Annotated in this window: 26 protein-coding genes; 4 read left to right on the forward strand and 22 right to left on the reverse strand. The window is 60.8% G+C overall.

The genetic code is table 11. From position 1 onward, the window contains the following. Window positions 1–23: 23 nt before the first annotated feature. A complete protein-coding gene (locus RIN49_RS23530; RefSeq protein ID WP_309122589.1) occupies window positions 24–1,157 on the reverse strand; it encodes a serine hydrolase domain-containing protein in 1,134 nt (377 codons plus the stop codon). A gap of 46 nt (window positions 1,158–1,203) precedes the next feature. Next, on the reverse strand, window positions 1,204–2,250 hold the full coding sequence (locus RIN49_RS23535; protein WP_309122590.1) for an NAD(P)-dependent alcohol dehydrogenase: 1,047 nt from the start codon (window positions 2,248–2,250) through the stop codon (window positions 1,204–1,206). A gap of 85 nt (window positions 2,251–2,335) precedes the next feature. On the opposite strand from RIN49_RS23535, the gene RIN49_RS23540 reads away from it, so the two are divergent. Then, entirely contained in the window at window positions 2,336–2,704 is a 369-nt protein-coding gene (locus RIN49_RS23540) for a hypothetical protein (RefSeq protein WP_309122591.1), read from the forward strand. Between the two features lie 35 nt (window positions 2,705–2,739). Here RIN49_RS23540 and RIN49_RS23545 read toward each other — a convergent pair whose 3' ends face one another. The 9 genes from RIN49_RS23545 to RIN49_RS23585 form a co-directional block, all read right to left on the reverse strand. Continuing rightward, complete coding sequence (locus RIN49_RS23545) at window positions 2,740–3,141, reverse strand: NUDIX domain-containing protein (protein WP_309122592.1); 402 nt, start codon at window positions 3,139–3,141, stop codon at window positions 2,740–2,742. Beyond that, window positions 3,066–3,476, reverse strand: coding sequence for an aminoglycoside phosphotransferase family protein (locus RIN49_RS23550; RefSeq protein WP_309122593.1), 411 nt, complete (start codon window positions 3,474–3,476; stop codon window positions 3,066–3,068). Before RIN49_RS23550 ends, RIN49_RS23545 begins: the two co-directional genes overlap by 76 nt. Window positions 3,477–3,636: 160 nt before the next feature. Then, entirely contained in the window at window positions 3,637–4,140 is a 504-nt protein-coding gene (locus RIN49_RS23555; protein WP_309122594.1) for a GNAT family N-acetyltransferase, read from the reverse strand. Window positions 4,141–4,152: 12 nt separating this feature from the next. After that, a complete protein-coding gene (locus RIN49_RS23560; RefSeq protein WP_309122595.1) occupies window positions 4,153–5,154 on the reverse strand; it encodes an NAD-dependent epimerase/dehydratase family protein in 1,002 nt (333 codons plus the stop codon). Next, window positions 5,151–5,774, reverse strand: a complete 624-nt coding sequence (locus tag RIN49_RS23565) for a TetR/AcrR family transcriptional regulator (protein WP_309122596.1) — start codon at window positions 5,772–5,774, stop codon at window positions 5,151–5,153. Before RIN49_RS23565 ends, RIN49_RS23560 begins: the two co-directional genes overlap by 4 nt. Window positions 5,775–5,930: 156 nt before the next feature. Further along, entirely contained in the window at window positions 5,931–7,652 is a 1,722-nt protein-coding gene (gene cysI, locus RIN49_RS23570) for an assimilatory sulfite reductase (NADPH) hemoprotein subunit (RefSeq protein ID WP_309122597.1), read from the reverse strand. Between the two features lie 42 nt (window positions 7,653–7,694). Further along, complete coding sequence (locus RIN49_RS23575; protein ID WP_309122598.1) at window positions 7,695–9,539, reverse strand: assimilatory sulfite reductase (NADPH) flavoprotein subunit; 1,845 nt, start codon at window positions 9,537–9,539, stop codon at window positions 7,695–7,697. A 228-nt stretch (window positions 9,540–9,767) separates the two neighbouring features. After that, window positions 9,768–11,603, reverse strand: coding sequence for a LysM peptidoglycan-binding domain-containing protein (locus RIN49_RS23580; RefSeq protein ID WP_309122599.1), 1,836 nt, complete (start codon window positions 11,601–11,603; stop codon window positions 9,768–9,770). A gap of 190 nt (window positions 11,604–11,793) precedes the next feature. Next, the gene (locus RIN49_RS23585; protein ID WP_309122600.1) at window positions 11,794–12,681 is read right to left on the reverse strand and encodes a TIGR01777 family oxidoreductase; all 888 of its coding nucleotides are present in this window, start codon (window positions 12,679–12,681) and stop codon (window positions 11,794–11,796) included. A gap of 317 nt (window positions 12,682–12,998) precedes the next feature. Here RIN49_RS23585 and RIN49_RS23590 point away from each other — a divergent pair, with 317 nt between their 5' ends. After that, window positions 12,999–13,850, forward strand: coding sequence for an alpha/beta fold hydrolase (locus RIN49_RS23590; RefSeq protein ID WP_309122601.1), 852 nt, complete (start codon window positions 12,999–13,001; stop codon window positions 13,848–13,850). A gap of 153 nt (window positions 13,851–14,003) precedes the next feature. Beyond that, a complete protein-coding gene (locus tag RIN49_RS23595) occupies window positions 14,004–14,411 on the forward strand; it encodes a VOC family protein (RefSeq protein WP_309122602.1) in 408 nt (135 codons plus the stop codon). 72 nt (window positions 14,412–14,483) lie between these two features. On the opposite strand, the gene RIN49_RS23600 is transcribed toward RIN49_RS23595, so the two are convergent. Next, window positions 14,484–14,966, reverse strand: coding sequence for an SRPBCC family protein (locus RIN49_RS23600; RefSeq protein WP_309122603.1), 483 nt, complete (start codon window positions 14,964–14,966; stop codon window positions 14,484–14,486). Further along, complete coding sequence (locus tag RIN49_RS23605) at window positions 14,963–15,313, reverse strand: ArsR/SmtB family transcription factor (RefSeq protein WP_309122604.1); 351 nt, start codon at window positions 15,311–15,313, stop codon at window positions 14,963–14,965. Before RIN49_RS23605 ends, RIN49_RS23600 begins: the two co-directional genes overlap by 4 nt. A gap of 154 nt (window positions 15,314–15,467) precedes the next feature. Here RIN49_RS23605 and RIN49_RS23610 point away from each other — a divergent pair, with 154 nt between their 5' ends. Continuing rightward, window positions 15,468–15,881 (forward strand): VOC family protein, encoded by a 414-nt coding sequence (locus RIN49_RS23610; RefSeq protein ID WP_309122605.1) that lies wholly within the window; start codon window positions 15,468–15,470, stop codon window positions 15,879–15,881. Window positions 15,882–15,910: 29 nt separating this feature from the next. Here RIN49_RS23610 and RIN49_RS23615 read toward each other — a convergent pair whose 3' ends face one another. The 9 genes from RIN49_RS23615 to RIN49_RS23655 form a co-directional block, all read right to left on the reverse strand. Then, the gene (locus RIN49_RS23615; protein WP_309122606.1) at window positions 15,911–17,011 is read right to left on the reverse strand and encodes a threonine aldolase family protein; all 1,101 of its coding nucleotides are present in this window, start codon (window positions 17,009–17,011) and stop codon (window positions 15,911–15,913) included. 20 nt (window positions 17,012–17,031) lie between these two features. Next, the gene (locus RIN49_RS23620) at window positions 17,032–17,529 is read right to left on the reverse strand and encodes a hypothetical protein (RefSeq protein ID WP_309122607.1); all 498 of its coding nucleotides are present in this window, start codon (window positions 17,527–17,529) and stop codon (window positions 17,032–17,034) included. After that, window positions 17,526–18,380 (reverse strand): aminoglycoside 6-adenylyltransferase, encoded by an 855-nt coding sequence (locus RIN49_RS23625; protein WP_309122608.1) that lies wholly within the window; start codon window positions 18,378–18,380, stop codon window positions 17,526–17,528. Before RIN49_RS23625 ends, RIN49_RS23620 begins: the two co-directional genes overlap by 4 nt. A 13-nt stretch (window positions 18,381–18,393) precedes the next feature. After that, window positions 18,394–18,975 (reverse strand): GNAT family N-acetyltransferase, encoded by a 582-nt coding sequence (locus tag RIN49_RS23630; RefSeq protein ID WP_309122609.1) that lies wholly within the window; start codon window positions 18,973–18,975, stop codon window positions 18,394–18,396. Then, window positions 18,972–19,280 (reverse strand): putative quinol monooxygenase, encoded by a 309-nt coding sequence (locus RIN49_RS23635; RefSeq protein ID WP_309122610.1) that lies wholly within the window; start codon window positions 19,278–19,280, stop codon window positions 18,972–18,974. Before RIN49_RS23635 ends, RIN49_RS23630 begins: the two co-directional genes overlap by 4 nt. Before the next feature lie 34 nt (window positions 19,281–19,314). Beyond that, the gene (locus RIN49_RS23640) at window positions 19,315–19,962 is read right to left on the reverse strand and encodes an ankyrin repeat domain-containing protein (protein WP_309122611.1); all 648 of its coding nucleotides are present in this window, start codon (window positions 19,960–19,962) and stop codon (window positions 19,315–19,317) included. Between the two features lie 118 nt (window positions 19,963–20,080). Next, window positions 20,081–20,674, reverse strand: coding sequence for a DUF3889 domain-containing protein (locus tag RIN49_RS23645; RefSeq protein WP_309122612.1), 594 nt, complete (start codon window positions 20,672–20,674; stop codon window positions 20,081–20,083). A gap of 28 nt (window positions 20,675–20,702) precedes the next feature. Further along, entirely contained in the window at window positions 20,703–21,314 is a 612-nt protein-coding gene (locus tag RIN49_RS23650; RefSeq protein ID WP_309122613.1) for a hypothetical protein, read from the reverse strand. A 101-nt stretch (window positions 21,315–21,415) separates the two neighbouring features. Next, window positions 21,416–21,952, reverse strand: a complete 537-nt coding sequence (locus tag RIN49_RS23655; RefSeq protein WP_309122614.1) for a hypothetical protein — start codon at window positions 21,950–21,952, stop codon at window positions 21,416–21,418. Between the last annotated feature and the right edge of the window lie 68 nt (window positions 21,953–22,020).

A 22,020-nucleotide genomic window follows, 5' to 3' on the forward strand; every position in this document is an offset into this window, starting at 1 on the left:
ACTTCCTCCTCTTCGGTATGAACCTATAGACATCCGTAAACGATGTTTTTCAACCGCGGATGGACGTAGGGCTCCTGATTGTTTAGCATATGCTGGGCGTACATGACGGTCAATTGCGACGCCGGGTCGACGATGGCGAGACATCCGGCGGCGCCGCTCCAGCCGAATTCGCCGTGCGGGCTCAGCGACCCGCTTTCCGCCTTAGAGATATGGGTTCTGACGCCCAATCCGAAGCCGTAGCCGGCCAGCCGCACTCCGGAGAAATCGCCCCGCATCTCCTCGGCAAGATGGTCGGTCCGCATCAAGTCCACCGACGCCGGCGACAGAATGCGCACGCCGTTCGGGCTTGTGCCAAGGTTGGTCAGCGCGTTCAAGAACAGGGCGTAATCGCTTACGGTCGACAACAGTCCCGCTCCGCCGCTTTCGAACGACGTTCCGATCCGGAATCCGTTCCCGTCCTTGCGAACGGGTTTCCCGAGCGCATCGTTGTATTCGTACTGCGGCGCCAGACGGGTTAGCTGCTCGCCGGAAAGATCGAAGCCCGTGTCGCTCATCCCGAGCGGCTCGATGATCTCTTCCCGCACATACGCGCCGAAGCTCCTGCCGTCCACGACCTCGACCAGTGCGGCGAGCACGTCATGGCAGAGGCTGTAGTTCCATCGCGTGCCGGGTTCGAACAGCAGCGGCTCTTTCGCGAGCGCCGCCGCGAATTCGCGGGTCAGCACCTTGCCTTCCGTACGCCGGACGACGTCCCGAATGGACGGGGCACCAAGATCGTACGAGAAGCCGGCCGTCATGGCGAATACATCGCGCACCGTGATCGCCCTCTTCGCCTTCTCCAAAGCGATCGTACCGTCGGGAAGCGTCTTCTTCACGGTCATCTCGGCGTATTCCGGCAAATAGGCCGACAGCGGATCCTGCAGCAGTAGGGCGCCCTTCTCGACGAGCTGAAGTCCTGCAGTGCACGTCATGATTTTCGTCATCGAATACAAGTGAATGATCCGCCGGTCGTCGATCGGCGTCTTCTCCTCCAGGTCGGCGTAGCCGTTCCGGTAACGGAACACCGTCTCGTTGCGGTGCATGACCAGCACCTCCGCCCACGGGATGCGCCAAGAGGTGATATGGTCGATAAATCGGGACAGCGGCGTAAAATCCAAGGCTCATCATCCTATGCAATGAATATGGTAATGCCTCCATTATTGGTCAGCGAAGCGGACATGGCAATAGATGCTCCATGCGAATGACGATTTTCCCGACATGCCGCCCGCTCCCGAAATATTCGAAAGCTTCGGCCGCCTCTCGCAGCGGGTAGCACCGATCGATGACGGGCGCCAGCTTTCCGTTCGCGTAGAGTTCGCCCAACAGCCGCAAATCCTGCGGGTTCGGTCTGTGGATCAGGAACCCCGATTTCTTGCGGGTCGCCGTCGAAAGCAGCGGGCCGAAGAGAAGCAGCTGAAACAAACGATGGACGGTCCCCCCGACCATGACATAGGAACCTTGCGGGCGCAGGATCCGGTTAAAATCCAGCGCGGATCGATTGCCCACGACGTCTAGGATGAGGTCGTAGGTTCGACCCATTCTCGAGATATCCTCCGCGGCGTAGTCGACGACTCGATCCGCGCCGATCGAGACGAGCTTATCCAGTTTCCCGGCGGCGTCTACGACGGTCACGTCAGCGCCGTACGTCTTGGCGAGCTGCACCGCGAACGTTCCTACGCCCCCGCCCCCGCCGTTGATCATGACGTTCTGTCCTCTCTTGATGCTTCCCTTGTCCCTCAACCCCTGTAAAGCAAGGACGCCCGCTTGGGGAACCGCCGCAGCTTCCTCGAACGACATGCCGGGCGGCTTCAATGATAAAACATCCGCTCGAGCGCGAACGTATTCGGACAATCCGCCGAAGCCGCAGCCGGAAAGGTCCCCGAACACTTCATCCCCGGGACGGAACGCATGGACGCCGCTGCCCGTCGCCTCCACCCGTCCGGCGATATCCGCGCCCAATATGCCGTACTTCGGGGTGCGCAGCCCCTCGAGGCGGGTCAGCCACGGCTTGCCTCTTAACAAGTCCCAGTCCCATGAATTCAAGGATGCGGCATACACTCGGATCAACACTTCGCCGGGAGCGGGAATCGGTTTCTCCACTTCCCGAAGCGCGAGCCGTTCCGGAGTACCGTAGGAGGTATACACCATCGCCTTCACTTTCGAACCCCCCTCTTCCACCTGGTCATCGCCCGGCGTACCGGAAATGGTCATCTACCGCCTCGCATCCACCCATCCCTCTCTATCCAAGCTCGCATAGACTATTACATATCCTCATAGGGAAGGGGTAATGTCTATCATGGTCAATCGCGATGTCAGACTGGATATGTTCGCCGACGTTAACTTCGCAGGACGGCGCATTCGGCTAAGACGAGGAGGCGTCGCCATCCGCGATGCGCGCGCGCTCAGCTTCAACGGCCAATTGTCCAGCTTCCGGCTTCGGAACGTCGTGAATAGCAACCAAGTTACGTTGCTTCTATTTTCGAGAACCGATTTCCGAGGCGCGATGCGCGTGTACCGAGGCAATACGAATGTCGCGGACTTGGCGGACTACAACGACCGGATGTCCTCGCTCATCGTCGTGGGACGCCGCTTGACGGACGCGCAGATCGAGACGATTCGAAGCAGGCGCGTGCCGCCGCTAAATATTCTTCAAATTCTTCAATAAGGGAGAGAGCGTGAGAACACTCGCGCTCTCTTTCTCTACGTTCTGTAATCGAACAAGCTTCTCGCGACGGAAAGGCGCCGAGAGCGAAGCCAATCGACCGCTTGCAGGACTACCGGCGAGACGGAGCGAGCCTCGATCTCCTCCGGCGGCAACCACGCCGCCCCATCGGAATCTTGTCCGGGGAACGCCTTGACCGGACGAACCTCCTCCCGACGGTCGACCTCCACTTGATAGAGCATCGCAATATGATGCAGTCGTTCCGTCGAGCGATCCTCCAGCGTCCACAACACCTGGAAATCGCAGACGCCGATGCTGCCGACGACTCGAACCGCCACCCCCGTCTCCTCCCGAAACTCCCGCGTCACCGCTTGTTCCAACGACTCCGAGGGTTCCAGTCTCCCGCCGGGCAAGTCGTATTGCCCTGCATACGGACCCAACCGTCCAACCCTTTGATCAGCCGGTAACGGAGCAGCCGCTCGTCGAACCGCGGGATCGCGTCTCCTTCGGCTTCCCATGCTTCGCGCACTCGCTCCGGGAAGCGCGCCTGAGGATGCCAGAGATGCAGAACGGCCACGTCGAACATGAAATCGCCGTACATGGCCGTCTCCCAATCGACGATGCCCGTCACCGTCGAGCCGTCGGACAGCATGTTCCAGAAATGAAAATCGCCATGGACCAAATATTTGTCCTTCGGCGCGTAAGGCAGAAGCTCGCGAATCGCGGCGTATACCGCGTCGAAGACGTTCCGCCCCAGGATGCCCTGATCGAACATCGCCGTACACCCACATCATCCTCATCGCGCCTCCTCGCAAGCAGCTGGATGAATTTGGTTCCTTTCTTCCCATCTTAAGATACTTTCCTGTCCCGTTCAACGAAAAAGAAAGGCGGTGCCGCCTTCAGGCGGACCGCCTTTCTTGATCGATGTACCCTTGTTATCCGAGTTCCTTTTCGAATAAACTCGCGCTCCAGCCGTCGCCGTCCGTGCGACCCTTGTACGCGAAGCCCGCCGAACGGTAGAATTCGTTCAACTTGGCGTTATCCGCCATGCAATCGAGGCGGAAGCAAGCGATCCCGCGGTTCCGCATGTACGCTTCCGCCAGCTCCAGCACCTGCTTCCCGAGCCCGCGTCCCGCGTAGCGGCGGCCGACGACGAGACGGTGCAAGTACGCCGCGTCCGTCCGCTCGTCGCCCTTCCAAACATGAGGGTCCGAACGGAGCAGAAAGAAGGTGCCGACGAAGACGTTCTCGGACGCGTCGCGGACGAGGAACATCTCGCTCCGCTCGAAAGCGTACGTCACGGCTGCCAACGTCACTTGCTCGGGACGCCACTGCTCAATGCCGTTCGCGGCAAGAAAGCGATAAGCGTCCTCCCATAAGGCGTGAACGACGAGGAGCGACGAAGCGTTCGCCCGGTCGAGAGTCAGGTTCGTCTCCATCGATTAGGCCCCCTACATCCGCGCGGCCGACGCGCGGCGCCATTCGTCGAGCAGCCGTCGCTCCTTCTCCGCGTCGAGTCCCGCGACCCGCTTGACGTCTTCGCCTCTCGCTCGATCCCAAGCCAACGTATCGCGGACGGTGTCTTCCAGCGGACGGAACGTCAATCCCTCTCGGACCGCCTTCATGACGTTAAGCGTCATGATGCCGCCCAACTTTTCCTTCTTCGGCAGCCAGAGCGGCATCTCGATCCAGAAGCCCACGCCCTGTTCCAGCAAGAACGGCTCCTCGACCCAGACGAATTCCGCAGGCGACCCGAGCGCTACGTTGCTCCGACTTAGGACGTCTCCGACCGTCACCCTTTGTTCGGGCCCGGTCGCGTTGAAGACGCCTTGCGCTTGTCGTTCGATCATCCGAACGACCCATTCGGCCAAGTCTCTGGCATCGATCCATTGGATCGGAGCGTTCGGGTTGCCGGGGGCCAGCGTCTCCCCGCCTCTCGCGATGCGGGTAGGCCAGTACGTGAATCGATCGGACAGATCCCCCGGGCCGACGACCAAGCCGCAACGGACGATCAGGCTTCGCCCCGGCATCGCCCGTTCGACCTCTTGTTCGCATCGGGCCTTCAACGGACCGTAAGCGACATGAACGTCCTCGATCGATTCGTCGGTCAGCGGCGCGAGCGGATGGTTCTCGTCGATGCCCACGACATCAGGTTGGTCGTACACGTCCAATGTGGAGATGAAGGTGTAATGACCGACGCGGCTCGCGAGCGCCTCTAACGATTTCTTCACGATTCTAGGCACATACCCGCACGTGTCGATCACGGCGTCCCATGTCCTTCCCTCAAGCGCCTTCAAGTCTCCGTCCCGATCGCCGACGAGCGTCTCCAAGTCGGGGAAGACGCCCGGCCGCTGATTCCGATTGAACAGCGTCACCTCGTGTCCCCTCGCCGTCGCCGCCTCAACCATATGCTTGCCTACGAACCGAGTCCCGCCTAGTACCAAAATCTTCATAACGCCGCTCCGTCTCCGTTCCGCGACAATGTTCGGAGAAACATTTCCTCCGCGTCGTCCCATAGTTTTTCGTACAGCTCTTGCCGATCCAACACCGTAATCCGCAGGAAGATGCCGTCGGCCGCCGCCCAGAACAAATCCGACATCTCTCGCGCATTGACGTCGCCGAAGACGCCCTCCCGCTTGCCTTCTTCTACGATCTCTTCCACAAGCGCGACGAATCGTTCGTATCGGCCGACCATCACGCGCTTCACGTCCTCGTTCCGCGCCGAATGAATCCAGAACTCCATATGCACCCGGCCCGCGCCGACCCATTCGCTCGTGAGCTCCTGATTACGATAATGGCGGATCAGCGTCCGGAGCTTATCGACCGCCGGCAAGCCGGCGAAATCGTTGCGAAGCATCCGGAACATCTCCTCCGTACCGGACTCCATCAAACGGATGTACATCTCTTCCTTGCTCTCGAAGTAGCCGTAGATCGCGCCCTTGCTCATGCCGCTCCGGAGAGCGATATCGTCGATCGTCGCGGTCTGGAACCCCTTCTCGCCGAAGCAGGCGAGGGCATGCCGCAAAATGTCCGCTCGCTTCTTCTCTTTGTACGCATCGCTGACTTTCGGCATCGCTTCTCCCTCGCATCGATTAAAGTGACTGACTAGTCGGTTTTATTAGATTAACGCCTTATTGCGGGGCTGTCAATCGTTTCCTTGGAAAATGACGACAACCCTCGCATAAAAAAAAGAGCCGACCGAAAACGGTCGACTCTTCTCGTTCTTTCATTAGTCGTGGAAATCCAATCCCGAGCGCACTTCCTTGACGTAGCCCGCGCGGATGACGAAGTCGCCGAAGCGCTCGCCGTCCTCGCGCTCCGTCGCGTAGCGCTTGAAGATCGGCTTCAGCTCGTCGAGAATTTCCTTCTCGCCGATGTTTTCGCGGTACAGCTTGTTCAGCCGCTGTCCCGCGAAGCCGCCGCCCAAGTACATGTTGTACTTACCCGGCCCCTTGCCGATGAAGCCGAGCTCCGCTAGCATCGGACGGGCGCAGCCGTTCGGGCAGCCCGTCATGCGGATCACGATGTCTTCCTCGCGCAAGCCGTTCTCGTCGAGTATCGGCTCGATCTTGTCGAGCAGCTCCGGCAAGTACCGCTCCGCCTCGGCCATCGCGAGTCCGCACGTCGGAAGCGCGACGCAGGCCATCGAGTTGCGCTGCAGCGCCGTATGGCGAGCGCCGTCGTGAAGACCGTACGTCTTGATCAGCTCTTCGATTTTTTTCTTCTTTTGGCTAGATACGTTGCTGATGATCAAATTTTGATTCCCCGTCAAGCGGAAGTCGCCCGCGTGGACCTTCGCGATCTCGCGCAGCCCCGTCATCAGCTCGTAGCCTTCGAAGTCTTTGACTCGACCGTTCTGAACGAACATCGTGAAGTGCCACTTGCCGTCGGTTCCCTTCACCCATCCGTACCGATCGCCGTTGCTCTCGAAGTGGTACGACCGCGCTTCTTCGAGCTCATACCCGAGGCGGGCATGCAGTTCGCCGACGAGCCATTCGAGCCCGCGGTCGTCGATCGTATACTTGAAGCGCGCGTGCTTGCGGACGGAACGGTCGCCGTAGTCGCGTTGGATCGTGACGATCTTCTCGGCGACGTCGACGATCTGCTCAGGCTTAATGAAGCCGATGACGCGCGATACTTGCGGATACGTCTTCGTGTCGCCGTGCGACATGCCCATGCCGCCGCCGACGGCTACGTTGAAGCCGGCCAGCTTGCCGTTCTCGACGATCGCGATGAAGCCGAGGTCTTGCGAGAAGACGTCGACATCGTTGGACGGCGGCACGGCGATGCCGATCTTGAACTTCCGCGGCAGGTAGACCGGACCGTAGATCGGCTCGACCGGCTCGTGCTCGCGGCTGTCGAATACCTTCTCCTCGTCCAGCCAGATCTCATGATACGCCCGCGTGCGGGGGTCGAGATGCGCGCTCACCTTGCTCGCCCATTCGTATACTTCGCCGTGAATCTCGGATTGATGCGGATTCGGGTTGCACATCACGTTCCGGTTGACGTCGCCGCAAGCGGCGAGCGTGCTGAGCAGCGCTTCGTTCACTTCTTGGATCGTGGACTTCATATTCCACTTGAGCACGCCGTGGAGTTGGAACGACTGACGCGTCGTGAGGCGAATCGTGCCGTTCGCGTATTTTTGCGCCACGCGGTCCATCATAAGCCACTGCTGCGGCGTCACGACGCCTCCCGCGGCGCGGACGCGCAGCATGAATTGAAAAGCGGGCTCGAGCTTCTGCTTCTTCCGCTCGTTGCGCAAGTCCCGGTCGTCCTGCATATAGCTGCCGTGAAACTTCATCAATCGATTATCGTCTTCGGGGATCGACCCGGTGATTCTGTCTTCCAGCGTCTCCGCCAGCGTGCCCCGCAGGTAGTTGCTTCGACGCTTGATATCCTCTACGTCGCTATGCGGCGCGCTGTTCGGTGACAGCAAGTTATTTTCTGACATGTCGCTCGTACTCCTCTCGCGAATTGAAGGACGGGAAGCCGATTAATAGACGTCCCGCTGATAACGCTTATCTTGCTGCATGCGGCTGAGGTATTCCGCCGCTTCCTCCGGACTGAAGCCGCCTTCCCGCTCGATGATGGCGCCGAGCGCGGCGTGCACGTCATGCGCCATCCGCTTCTCGTCGCCGCACACGTACACGCTGGCGCCTTCCTGAAGCCACTGGTACAGCTCCTTGCTCTTCTCGAGCATCCGGTGCTGCACGTACACTTTCTTGTCCGTATCGCGGGAGAACGCTACGTCCATGCGGGTCAGCACGCCGTCCTTCAACCAACGCTGCCAATCGGTCTGATACAAGAAATCCGTAGCGAAGTGCTGGTCGCCGAAGAACAACCACGACTTGCCGGAGGCGCCGATCTCTTCCCGCTCGCCGAGGAACGCGCGGAACGGAGCCACCCCGGTGCCCGGTCCGATCATGATGATCGGGGCATCCGGATTTTGCGGCATCTTGAAGTTCGGATTTTGATGCACGTACACCGGCACCGTATCGCCCGGCGCAAGCCCCTCGGCGACGTACGTCGAGCAGACGCCGTACCGCTGGCGGCCTTGCGCCTCGTATTGCACCTTCCGAATCGTCAGATGCACCTCGCCCGGGTTCGCCTTCGAGCTGCTGGAGATCGAATACAAGCGAGCCGGCAGCTTCCGAAGAATCGCGACGAACTCCTTCGCCGGAATTCCTTTAAGATTGTAGTCCTGCACCAAGTCGAGCAAATCCCGCTCCGCGGCATAGGCGCGAAGGTCCGCCTCGCGGCCTGCGGAGACGAGCTCCTGAAGCGCCCCGTTCGAGCTCAGCTTCGCGGCTTGTTCGAGCAGCGGCTTCGTTAATACGGTAATTTCGAAATGTCGGGACAACGCCTCGCGGAGCGGACGCTGATCGCCGTTCTTGTTCACGGGAACGAGTTCTTCCGCGCTCCAGCCCATCGCCTCGATCAATTCTTCCACGAGGCGCGGATGGTTTTGCGCGTAGACGCCCAGGCAATCGCCCGGCTCATAATCCAGGTTCGAGCCCTCGAGCGACAGCTCGAGATGACGCGTCTCGCGATCGGAGCCGCGGCCGTTCAAGTTCAAGTTTTCGAGCACTTCGGCTTCGAACGGATTCGTTCGCGAATATTCCGATATCGCCGCCCCCGGAACTCCCGCTCCGGCCAATGCGACGGCCGCCGCGCCGGCGGACGAGCTCGTGCCCGACGCCGCGTTCAGCGCCTCGGTCACTTGATTCATCCACTCGGCGGCCGGCTCGTCGTAATCGACGTCGCAATCGACGCGCGGCGTCAATCGGCTCGCGCCGAGCTCCTCGAGACGCTTGTCGAAATCTTTGCCCGTCTGGCAAAACTTCTCGTACGACGTATCGCCGAGCGCCAGCACGGAGAACCGCATGCCCTCCAGCCGCGGCGCGCGCTTGCTGTTCAGGAATTCGTAGAACGGGATCGCATTGTCGGGCGGATCCCCTTCGCCGTGCGTGCTGACCGCGATCAGGAGCGTCTCGACCTTCTTTAAATTATTCGTCTTGAAGTCGCCCATCGAGGAGAGCGTCACCTGAAACCCTTGCGCTTGCAGCTTCTCGCCCAGCTTCTTCGACAGCCGCTGGCTGTTGCCGGTCTGGGAGCCGTACAGAATCGTGACCTCCTTGGAGACCGCGCCGGCCGCCGGGGCCGACGGGGCCGCCGTCGCCTGCGCGCCGGCCGGAACGGCAGCGACCGCTCCGCCTTGCAGCGCGGCCAAGTAACCCCCGAGCCAGATGCGCTGCGATTCCGACAACGTCGGGAGCAGCCGGTTCAAGAGATCGACTTGCTCTTGATGGAATGGACTGTTCGTCACTTGAAGTACCAACCAAAAACACCCTCTCGTCGCATACGAATGAATTCCGAGTATTTCCCTAAGATTTTTTTCGCTCTCTTGAAGCTACCACAGGTGGCGTCTGCAAGCAATGAGAATCATTTTATAGGAACCATTAGTTATGCTAATAAATAGGAAACTCGCCCTCCTCAGCTTTACACAATCGTCCTAGGCTTATCCGTTCCGGCGACAAAGGAAAAGCCGCCCGAAGGCGGCTCGCGTTCATTGCAGGAAGATCAAACTCGAAGCGATCGAGGCGAGATGCTCCCGATCCGCCCACAGGATGAAGTACGGGTAGACGACTTCGCCGATGACGACGGGCTCGGGATAGGCCGCAAGCAGCGCCGACTGCCGGCGGAGCTCGGGAGACTGATCGTCGGATGCGAAAATGTAGCAAGCCTCCGCGCCTTGCACGCGGCCCGGCACGATGCGCGGAGCCGAACCGAACGGCTGCAACGGATGGTTCGCGATCTCGCGGCATAGCTGTTCGAACGGCAGCTCGCTCGCCACGGCGGAAATTTCGAAGAAGCCGTCCGCTCCTTCGAATCGGGTGTCGCTCGTCTGCCGCCACGCCGCGGGATACGAGAAGCTTACCTTGTAGATCTCGTTGCGGTAGACGGCGACCGGTCCCGGCGGCATCGGCCTTGGCGACCAACGCGCGGACGTGATCGCGACGGCGCCGGTCGCGGCGCCGCCGGCGGCAAGCACGGGAGCGGGGAAGTCGAGCCGCACGACCCAAAGCTCGCTCGCGAGCCCCCGCGCTCCGCAGCCTGACAAGTAGGCGATCGCCCGGCCGTCGGGCGACCAGGACACCGGCGTGGCGAAGCAATCGGAGGCGGCGACGATACGCTGAGCTCCTCCCTGCGGCCGTTCGACGCGAACTGTCGAATAGTAGCCCTTACGCTCGTCGTATTCGTTGGAGCTGTAGACGATGGCGGAGCCGTCGGGCGACCAGCTCGGATCGTAGTTTTTGGCCATCGGACCGCCTATCAGGCCATAGACGTTCCCCGTCGCGAGATCCGCGACGTACACCATCGAGATGCTTGCGCCGGGAGAGGTGAACGCAGCATAAGCGCCGTCCGGCGACAGCGACACCTCGTTCTTCGGTCCGGCGGCCGAAACCGGCAGCCGGCGCCGCGCCGCGCCGTCGGCGCGGATCTCGTAGAACGCGTCGTTCCCCGTCGGCTCCGACGCCACGTACAATAATCGTTCGCCGGCGGACGGGAACCAGAGCGCGGACTTGACGCCGGGAACCGGAATCGACCCGTGCGCGAACGAGTCGACGTCATAGATTTCGATTGCGTCGCCTTTCGCGTAGGCGAGCCGCGTGCCGTCGGGCGACCAGGACATCGACGTGTAAGGCTCGATTTGATCGATCTGCCGAACGACGCCCTGCGGCACGTCGACGACGAAGAGCACGCCTTGCTTGCCGACGAAGGCGATACGTCGGCTGTCCGGCGACCAATAAGGGACCGAATGACGATCCGCGCGGCCTCCGCCGATAGCTGTGGATCGCCCGCTCGTAGGATCGTATACCCACAAGTCGAACGTTCCTTCCCGGTCCGAGATGTAGGCGATTTGCCCGAAGCCGCCGGGCGGCGCGTACGGAATCACCAATCGCATGCCGACGACGATCCGGTCGGAAGGCAGCCGGTTCGCTTCCCGAATGAGTTCCGGTCTTCTGGCGCCGTCCGTCGATACGTGATACCGACCCGCCAACTCATACAACGTATCGCCGGGCTGTACCGTGTAATAAGGTACGCCGGGCGGAATCGCCAACTGTTGGTCGACGTAGATCGTATAAGGCGGATGCAGCCGATTGGCTCCGATGACGACCGACGTCGGCACGCCGTACGCCTGCGCGAGCGAATAAACGGAATCCCCCGCCTTGACCCGAACCCTGGCGACGCCGGACGGAACCGACAGCTGCTGGCCCGGATAGATGACATCCGGCGCCGCGAGCCGATTCGCGGCGACGAGCGAGGCGACCGGCACCTCCCAACGCTTCGCGATCGAAGATAACGTATCCCCGGGTCTGACGGTATAGAACGTCTGCATTGAGGATGACCTCCCCCTACTACCGTATTGATACCCAGTGTATTCGGCGGCGGGGCATCGCAGAAGGAAGGGCGGCCGGAAAGATTCGTGCGCCCTTCGTGCGCCCGTCGTGCACCCGGCCTCGGCTCGGAAGTTCAAGAGGGAAGAGACGGTACAAGAAAAGAGCCTCGGGAAGCATCCCCGGGCTCTCTTACGACAATATGTTCTTCAAAGCTTCTTTCAACGTGCCGTACCGGAATTCGAAGCCTTCCTTCATCAGTCGGTCCGGCACGACCCAACGGCTCTTCAAGATCAGCTCCGTCTCCGTTCGGAGCATCAGCGCGCCGAGCTCGAGCATCGGGCGCGACGCGGGCAGACCGAATTTCCGCCCCATGGCTTCGCGAATCGTGCGCATCAACACTCGGTTCGTCACCGGATGCGGCGAGGAAGCGTTCAAGACGCCTTCGATCCGCTCGTTCTCCTGCGCGAATCGAACGATGCGGAACAAATCCTCCACGTGAATCCAGCTGAACATTTGGTTCCCCGAGCCTTGCGCGCCGCCGAGTCCGAAGCGAACGAGATTCAGATAAGGCGTCATGACGCCTCCGTTCGGTCCGAGCGCGATCGCGATCCGCAGCGCGACTTGGCGCGTATGCGGCAGGCGGAAGGCGAAGAACGCCTTCTCCCACGCCTTGGCGACCTCCACGGAGAAGCCTTCGCCGATCTCCCCGTCCGCCTCGGTCATCGGCCGATCCTCCGCATGCCGGTAAATCGTCGCCGTACTGGAATTGATCCACAGCTTCGGAGGAGCGGCGCAAGCGGCGACGGCTCGACCGAGAAGGGCCGTCGTCTCGGTACGGGAGATAAGGATCTCCTCCCGGTTCTTGGCGTTATACCGGCAATTGACCGTACGTCCTGCCAAGTTGATGAGCGCGTCCGCCCCCTCCAGCGCCTTCGCGATGCCGGCTGCGTCATCCCAAGACACATGCCCCGGACGACGCGAAATATCGACGACCGTATAGCCGAGAAGCTCGAACCGCCGCCGGAAATCGTTCCCGATAAAGCCGGTTCCTCCGGCGAGCACGACCTTCTTGTTCATACACTCTCCTCCTCCGTCCCTGCTTCCGAGGCGACTCGATTGCTTCGATACGACGAGCCGCGCGACCCGGCGCGAATCGATCTCCGGGTTCGCGTCGATCCCTCACTCGATCCAGCATTACTACCATCATAGTAAAAAAGCAATATCCCATCAATCAGGGTTGTGCTTCCATGGGTATATTCATATCGCGGGCGGCGCCACGACCCCAATAAGGATACTTGACGAATCGCCGGATGATGCCTTACCCTATTACCGAATATTGCCATTCGAGACGTCCGAGGCCATAGGAACAGGGTAAAGGAGACTTACATTTTATCATGGTTACGAAGGGAACATTGTATGTAGAAGACTTCGCGCTCGGCTACCGGATCGAAGGCGAAGGGCCGCCGGTTCTCGTCGTCGGCAGCGAGACGTTTTATCCGAGATTGTTCTCCGATCGGCTCCGCGGCCGCTTGAAGCTGATCTTCGTCGATCATCGAGGCTTCGCGAAGCCTCCGCTTGCGTACGACGCGTCGCGAATCGATCTGGATAAAGTCGTCGAAGACATCGAGGAGGTTCGAAGCGCGCTCGACCTCGAAAGCTTCGTCATCCTCGGCCATTCGGGACATGCGTTCATGGCGACGGCGTACGCTCGCCGGTACCCCGACCGCGTTCGCAAACTCGCGCTGCTTCACACGGCGCCTTCCAACGCGCCGGAGCGCCAGCAAGGAAGCATCGCCCACTTCGAACGGACGGCGAATCCGGACCGAAAGCGTAAATTCGAAGCGGATTTCGCGCGCCTCCCCGGCGACTTGGAACGCGAGCCCGAACGCCGCTTCGCTCACATGTGCATACGCATGGGCGCTCACAGCTTTTACGATTACGATTACGACCCCGCCCCGCTGTGGCGCGACGTAAGCATGAATATGCCGATCATCGATCATTTGTGGGGCGAACGATTCGCCCGAGTCGACTTGACGGAAGAGCTGCGATTCATCGACCGCCCGGTGTTCCTCGGATTAGGAAGGTACGATTATCTCGTCGCTCCGACGGCGCTCTGGGACGGCATCGACGAGCGTCTGCCGCAGGTGCGGAAGAAAATCTTCGAACGCAGCGGACATTACGCCATGCTCGAAGAGCCGGAGACGTTCGACGAGGAGCTGCTCCGATGGATGGAAGAGACGAACTAATCGCGTAAGGCTAAGGGAGGATCGCCGACGGCGGTCTTCCTTTTTCGATTAATATTCAACCATTCGGTTGACTATTGGGCGCAACTTCACTATAATTAAACCGAATAGTTAACTATTCGATTGACCATCGATCATTAGGAGAGGATGACGATCATGACGACCGTTACGCCCAAAATTTCGACGTTCCTCATGTTTACCGGGCAGGCCGAAGAAGCGATGAACTATTATGTATCCTTATTCGACGATTCCGAGATCCTCGCCGTGCACCGGTTCGGTCCGAACGAAGCCGGTCCCGAAGGCAGCGTCATGCATGCGACCTTCTCGCTGAAGGGGCAGACGTTCATGTGTATCGACAGCGTCGCGCAGCACGCCTTCACCTTCACGCCTTCGATCTCGCTCTTCGTCGAATGCGACTCCGAGGCCGAGATCGATCGGCTCTACGGTTCGCTGACGGACGGAGGCGCGGCGTTGATGCCGCTTTCCCCGACGCCTGTAAGCGCCAAATTCGGCTGGGTGCAAGACCGATACGGCGTATCGTGGCAATTGAATCTAGCGAAGTAAATTCCTTCACAGCTACGGAGAAGAGGCCGCCCGACATTCCCGGACGGCCTCTTCCCCATTTATGCTTCTCTCCTACAGCTTCCTCGCCAGCGCGTCGAACATTTCGTTCCAGCCGTGAACGGTACCGGCCTTATACTCCGAAAGCATCCGCTCGACGTCCGCCGGCGACAACGCGTCGTCGTGCGGCACCGTAATTTCCTGCGTAAAGCGCATCACGCAGCCGCCGTTCGCGTCCGGCTCGATCTCCACGATCACCGTGTCCGTCGTATCGCTAAACATCTTCATCCGGAACGTAAAGACAATCCGCCTCGGCCGATCGATCTCAAGATACTCCCCGTCGGCTTCGTAGTCGACGCCGCCGCGGCGGTCGACCATTCTCCACTTGCCGCCCACGCGCGGGTCCATCTCGACGATGCGTCCCGACGGATCGCTCCCTTCCGACGTGAACAGCCACAGCCCGGCCGTCTCCGGTTGTAACCAAGCGTCGAACACCCGCTCCGCGGGAAAGTCGAACCGGCGCGTGATTTCCGCTTTCGTCTTCGAGTAAGAAATCATGTGGCATCGCCCCCCTTTCGATCTTGTTCCCGCAATACGCGCTCCAACGCGTCGAACTGCTTCGTCCAGAACCGTTCGTAAAATCCGATCCATTCGTAGACGGATGCGAGAGATTCCGCGTCGAGCCGACAAAGATGGGTACGTCCGCGTACCGTGCGGCTCAGCAAGCCTGCCCCCTCCAGGACCTTGATATGCTTCGACGCCGCCGCCAGCGACATATCGAACGGCGCGGCCAGTTCGGATACCGTGCGCTCCCGGTCGGCCAGCTGCCGGATCATCTCCCGCCTCGTCGGATCGGCCAGCGCATGAAAGACGCTGTCCAGTCGTTCGCTATTTTGTTCAACCATGTAGTTAAGTATAGGACACATCGGGTCGCGATTCAATCGCGCGCAAAAAAAACATTAGTATTCCTTGACAGGAATATTCCTTATAGGGTATATTGAGTTCAAGACAGAAACACACCAACGAACGCCAAAAAATCTAATGAAGAGGTGCATGAGCATGGCATTGCGTACGTCCAACATTTTCGTCAATTTACCGATCAAAGATTTGAAACGAACGACGGAGTTTTTCTCGAGCGTCGGCTTCGAGTTCAACCCGCAATTCACGGACGAGAAAGCGACATGTATGGTGATCGGCGACAACATCTTCGCGATGCTGTTGGTCGAGGAATACTTCGCGACGTTCACCAAGAAGGATCTCGCGAACGCGCATAAGACGACGGAGGTCATCCTCGCCCTCTCCGCCGAGAGCCGAGAGCAAGTCGACGCGATCGTCGACAAAGCGCTGGCCGCCGGGGGCAAAGCGTCGAACGAACCGCAAGACCACGGCTTCATGTATGTCAGGAGCTTCGAGGACATCGACGGCCATCAGTGGGAAGTCATGTGGATGGATCCGAGCGCGATTCAAGGGTAACGTAACGAAAAACAAGGGACTGCCCCCGGTCACGAAGACGGATGGGGCAGCCCCTTTTTCATTCGTTCGAACAATCCGTCCAATCGGGACGCCGGAATCGTGCCGTATCGGTCGCCGATGCTGATTTCGAAGCAGCTCGCCCCGTCCCCCGCTTCCTTCGCGTAAGACGTAACGCCGACGCCGGCGTCCCGGATGACGCTCGACAACCAAGCTTCCGCTTCTTCCTTCGGCATCGCGAGATGCACATGGAACATATTCGAAACCGGCGTCTCCGGCCGGGTCGATACGCCTTCGCACGCGTTGAAGCGGGCCGCCAGTTCCTTCGCCTCTTCGTAGTAGCGCCCCATCTCGTCCTTCCGACGCTCGAAATAATAATCGGCGCTCAGGACATAAGGGTACAGACTGATCAGATCGCCTCCGTGCCGACGCTTCCACACCTTCGACTCCGCCGCGAATGAGGCGTCGCCGGCCAACACGGCGCCGGCGACGCCGCCGATTCCCTTGTAGACGGACAAGTACACGCTGTCGAACAGCGCGCACACCTCGTCGGCCGTCTTCCCGTAATACGGCAGCGACTCCAGCAACCGCGCGCCGTCCAGATGAAGCCGGATGCCCCGCTCTCGGCAGTACGCCGAGATCGCCTCCAGCTCCTCGTACGGCGGCAGCTGCCCGCCGATTTCCCGCTGCGGCAGCTCGAGTAAGATGCAGGCGACTTCTTCCCGCATGCCCAATACGTCGTCCGCGCCGACGACGCGGTCCCGATCCGCCAGCCATACGGCCTCGATGCCGTGAAGCTTCTTCAATCCGTCTTCCTCATGGATTTCCAGATGGCACAGCGGATGATACGCGACGCGCATCCGTTCTCGCCGGTCGCACCAGATACGAAGCGCGATCTGCTGCGCCATCGTGCCGCTCGGGAAAAACACGGCCGCCTCCTTCCCGAGGAACGCAGCCATCTTGCTTTGGAAATCCTCGATCGCCGCGCCGGCGCCGTACATGTCGCTTTCCAGCTCCTCCTCGACGTTCCGGAACGCCTCCATCAGCACTCGGACGGTTCGGTCGCTATGCGCGCTTACCTTATAAGGGGCGGCCTTGAACGCTTCTTTCAGCTTTGCAGCGGATTCGCTCATGATTCAATAGTCTCCTGCTCTTAGGGTGTATTTCGAGCGACGACGCGCCCGTCCGCCGTTCGCTCGAGCGCGTACCTCGCCTCGTTTCGCAAGACGAGGCCTCGGCTCGATGAGAAGTCGACCGAACGATCGAGCGTAACGTCGAGCACGACGTCACCGCCGCGGACGAAGACGAGTTTATGCACCGAATCGTCGGGAAGGACGTATTTGCCGAGCTCCGATCGATATATCAGATACCCGACGTAGCTTACGGGCGGCGTCCACTTCGTTCCGACGGTCTCCTCCATCCGGTCCCTTGTCGTATACGGGGGAAACATGTACATACGGTCCCAGTCGAAGCTCGCGACGGCCGCCATGTCGAGGACGTCGCCGCCGCTCGCCGCTTCGGCCAAGCTCCTGCGGAATTGTAGCTCGTACGCGTCGTCGACGCGGGTGAAGCCGTAGTGGAGCAGGCTGACGACGACGGGCGCGACGATCAAGAGCGCCGCGACCGCCGACGCGTACCGTCTCCGCTTCATTCGCGCTCCATGGATTCGACGCGCCGCAAGTATTCGGAGACGCGCCGATCCTCCTCCTCGTCATACACGAAGTTCATGAATCCGGCCACCTCACGAGCCGTCTCGCGAAATAAGTCCCCCATCTCGTACAGTGCCGCCCACACGCCTTCGTACGTCCCGTCCGGGAACGTACGCATCAGCCGCCGCCAGACGTCTTCCGAGACGTAACGCTCTAAATATTTGTAAGACTTGCCGACGCTCGCGCGAAACTCCGTATCCCAACCGACCCGCCAAGCCAGCATCTTCAGCAGCATGTCGCGGACGATGCCGAGATGCTCCGTCGCGTACAGCATCTCCCGCCGCCAAGCGCCCTTCGCGACATACGGCGACACCCACCAGAACTCGTTGCAGCACCCTCGAAAATGTTCCGGACCCGGGCGTCGCACCCGGTAGTCCTCGTCGCTCGGCGGCGGCAGAGCCGGCAGCCGCCCGTCCTTATCCATAAGGACGACCGTCAGTTTATCCTCCGCGAGGTAAGCGTCGCGCTCCGCGATCGGAACCAACGTCAGATCGATCCGATTGCCGTCCGCGAACAGCATCAAGTACGCATATCGAGATCCCCGCTCCGCCGGGAACAAGGCGTTGTCGTCCGGCGTCTGCATCACGATCCGCTCGCCGAAGACGTCGATCCATCCCGGTTCCCGAAGGTAAGGCTCGATGTCGTCGACGAGGTAGACGATATCGTAATCCTGGAACCGATCCTTCGGCGCGTTCGCGTTCGTCCTCGATCCGTTCATCGCCGCGGCGCGAACCCGCTCGTCCGCCGCCGCGACGGACAGGATGAGCTCCATCATCTCTTGCTCCGTACGCATGTCGATCCCGCCTTTACGTAAATTCGACGCCTCGCGCCTTCGAATAGACGTTCGTGCTGCGCAGCGTGCCGTCGACGCCCACCGAATCGTTCCGCAGCACGCCTTCCAACGTAAAGCCCAGCCGCTCCGCGACCTTGGCGCTCCTTCCGTTGCGAGCGTCGCATCGAATCTCGATGCGGTTCGCTTCAAGCTCTCGGGCCGCGAAGGCGGCGATCGCTTCGACCGCTTCGGTCATGTAGCCTTGACCCGCATACGACGTTCGGATCCAATACCCGATCTCGAACTTCCGAGCCGCCCAGTCGATCCGGTGAAGTCCGCTGCTGCCGACGCACGCGCCGCCGGATTTCAGGAAGAGCAGCAGGCGTAAATCCTCTCGCTTCAAATATTGCAGCCGGGCATGCCGCAAATTCGCTTCCGTCTCCTCGACGGAAGGCGCTTCCTTCGCCCAGGGCATCCAAGGACGCAGCTCGTTCAAGCTTTCCACGGTCGCTTCGTTCACGGCCGGACCGTCCCCCCACTGCGGGCAGCGGATGACCAGCCGGTCGGACTCGAAGCGCTCCGGGAATTCCAAGAGGATCGGTTCCTTCGCGCTCATGACAGCGCCTTGCCGCCCAGCGTCCGCAGCTTCCGGGATTCGCCGAAGCCCGCGATCAACGGACGCCCGCGAGCGATCATCGCCTTCGTCGACTCGAGCTGGAGCGACGCTTGATGCGCCGCCGCGTCTCGCCACACCTCGGTGACCCATACTCCGTCCGGGTCGTCGTCGGCGACGTGCACCGCGTACAGCTCGCAGCCGTCGAAGCTTTCCGCCGCGGCGGCCGCATCCAATAACAGCGCAGCCAACTCGTCTCGCTTCCCGGGAACCGCGATCAACCTTCCGATCAATCCGAACTTCTCCATCGCAACCTTCGCCTCCTCGATTGGGTCCCGCCGATTACGGCAGGACGTTCAACACTTCGGTATATCCCTTCTCCGTCGCGATCGAACGAGCCGTCCGGCCGTCGTCCTGCGCCGCGTCGGGATCGGCGCCGTAACGCAGCAGCAATCGAACCATCTCCGCGTCGCACCGGTCCGCGGCCTGATGAATCGGCGTCCACCCGCCGCTTTGCCGAACGTTCGGATCGGCGCCCTTCTCCAGCAGCAGGGCGACCAGGTTCGTCCGGCTGCCGGCCGATGCCGCGTGGATCGGCATATTGCTCATGCCGTTCGTCGATCTCGCGTTCACGTCCGCGCCGCGTTCGATCAACAGCTTCGCCGCTTCGAAGCCGCCGAAGAACGCCGCGAGGTGCAGCGGGGTCCACCCGTCGAAGCTGTATTGCATCAGCAGGGACGGTTCGAAATCGAGCATGTAATTCAGCGTCTCGTCGTCTCCGAGCGCCGCCGCTTCGTGGATCGTGACCTTCACGCCTTGGTCCAACAGCCATTCGACGGCCTGCTGCTTGCCGTAATACATCGCCGCCATCAATGGGCTGAGGCCGTTCGGCAGCGTCTCCTCGGCGAGCTTCGGGTTCGTCTCGAGCAATGCCTTCATCGTATCCAAATCGCCGCTCGACGCGGCTTGTACCAACACTTCGATGCTCATGGGGCACATCCTCCAATTCAATAGCGCTCTGGTTCATTTTACATGATTTTCTTGTCCGGATGAATATGAAAAAACGGGCCGCTGCTTCGCGGCCCGCCGGGCGATTCCCGATATTGTCCTACCACGAACGAATGACGACGACGTCCGTCGACGTCACTCGTTCGGTATCCATCCGATATCGAATCGTAACGTCCGTCAGCTTGGAGGCGCCTCCGCCCTGCAGCCAAACCTTGAACGTCAGCGCCCCCTCGCCGCCGGCCGTCGCCTCGCATAAGCATGGACGCAGATCGACGACGGTCATCGCCGGGTAAGCGGCTCGCGCCGTCGCGGCGGCAAGGTCCCGCCACTTCTCGTACGCCGGCGCCGTTGCGGCATCGACCCGCTCGACCGACGCGCCCTCGGATCGGCCGGTCGCCGGATCGACGCGCACCGTCACGTACGCGCCGAAGTGACGCCCGCCCTCGCGGATCCATAGTTTGTAGACGTATTCCTTATCCAGCGACGGGATCGGCTTGCAGCCGACATATAAGTAATCTCGGATCGTCGCACCGGGATAACGAGCCCTCGCCGCCTGCCCCGCCTCGTCGATCCAATCGGCGAACGACGCCGAGCAAGGGCTCGAATCGAGGGCGGATGCGACAGGAGGAACGGAGACTGACGGAACGAGCGAAAGCGACAGCGACAATGGGAGCAGCGCGAACCAGTTCGTCATGCGAGTGAGCTCCTTGGCGGTTTTGTTTTTATTTTCCCGCCTTTCGCCGATTCCAAACCACATAGAGGAAAATCGCCGCCAAGACGATCCCGATGCCCCAGAACGACGCTTGCCGCAACGCCGGATCGGTCGATTCCCCGACCGCTCCCCGCTCCTCCGCGAGGCCTTGCAGGTCGAAGTCGACCTTCGTCGCCGGCGGACGCCCCTCGCCCAGATACGCCAAGTCCTCGGTCGCGGCTCCCAAAGATGCCGTTCGATCGCAGATCGTCGTAACGAGCCGTTCCTCGTCCCCGTACATCGTCGATTCGGCGGCGTACACCAGGTAGGACTCGCCCTCCTCGAAGTCGTAGCCGCAGTCGCCTCCGCCGCCGCCCGTCGCGACGACGACCTGCGTCTCGTCGACGCCCTTCCATGTCGTCTCCGCCTCGAACAACACGCGTTTCGTAATGTAGCCCATCGTATTCTGCTTCACGTCGACGACCGTCCCCGAGAAGACGGCATCCGCGCGCTCGAGATGCTCCGCCGGCGTCCCCGGCATCGCGCAAGAGCATGCCTGCGCCGGCGACGGCGCATACGTCCAGAAGCCGATCAGCGAAACCAGAAGCAATGCGAGCCCCGTCGCGATTCGAAGCCGTTTCATCGGCCATTCCCCCTTTTTCGCGAGTTTCCCCCTATAACGAGTCCGGGGGCTCGAATGTTTCACGGCGACTCCCGGACATAAGGAAAGAGCAGCCGACGGTCTCAGCTGCTCTCTCCGATGTCCCAGCGATGGCGAAACTTCTCCAGCTTCGGATGGACGTCCGTCGGCGCGTCGTTCAGGATGAGCCGAAGCTTGCCGATCCACTCCTCGAACGAGGCGAACGAAGCGAACGCGTTCGCGGTTTCGGGCGAAACGTACAGAAACAAAGGCGAAGGGTAGATGTCCGCGATATGGCGCAGCGCCGCGTCGATCGGGGTGTACTTCTTGCGTTTGCCCTCCCAATTCTCGACGGTGACCGCTTCCTCCAGCCCTCGCTCGCTTCGCCAGTCGAACAGTCGGTCCTCCCGCTTATAATACGGGGCGAACGAACGCTTCCACATCCGCTTCGCCGTCTCCTCGTGCAGCGGATACAGGACGACCTTCGCGAACGAACGCGACTTCGCCGTCGCGACCGCGATCTCGAGCTGACCGTCCGTTACGTCCTCGAACGTATCGTAATAGACCATCGTCCCTTTCCCGGACGATGGGTTCGTCTCTTCGACGTGGCCGTGCGGTACCGACCGGACGCTGCGTTCCATGCTGATCCCTCCGTCTTATGTCCGCGCTCCGGTATAAATATGGATCGCGTCTCTTAAAAATTCGGCCG

The sequence above is a fragment of the Paenibacillus sp. genome, from assembly GCF_031177825.1.
Lineage (GTDB): Bacteria > Bacillota > Bacilli > Paenibacillales > YIM-B00363 > Paenibacillus_AE.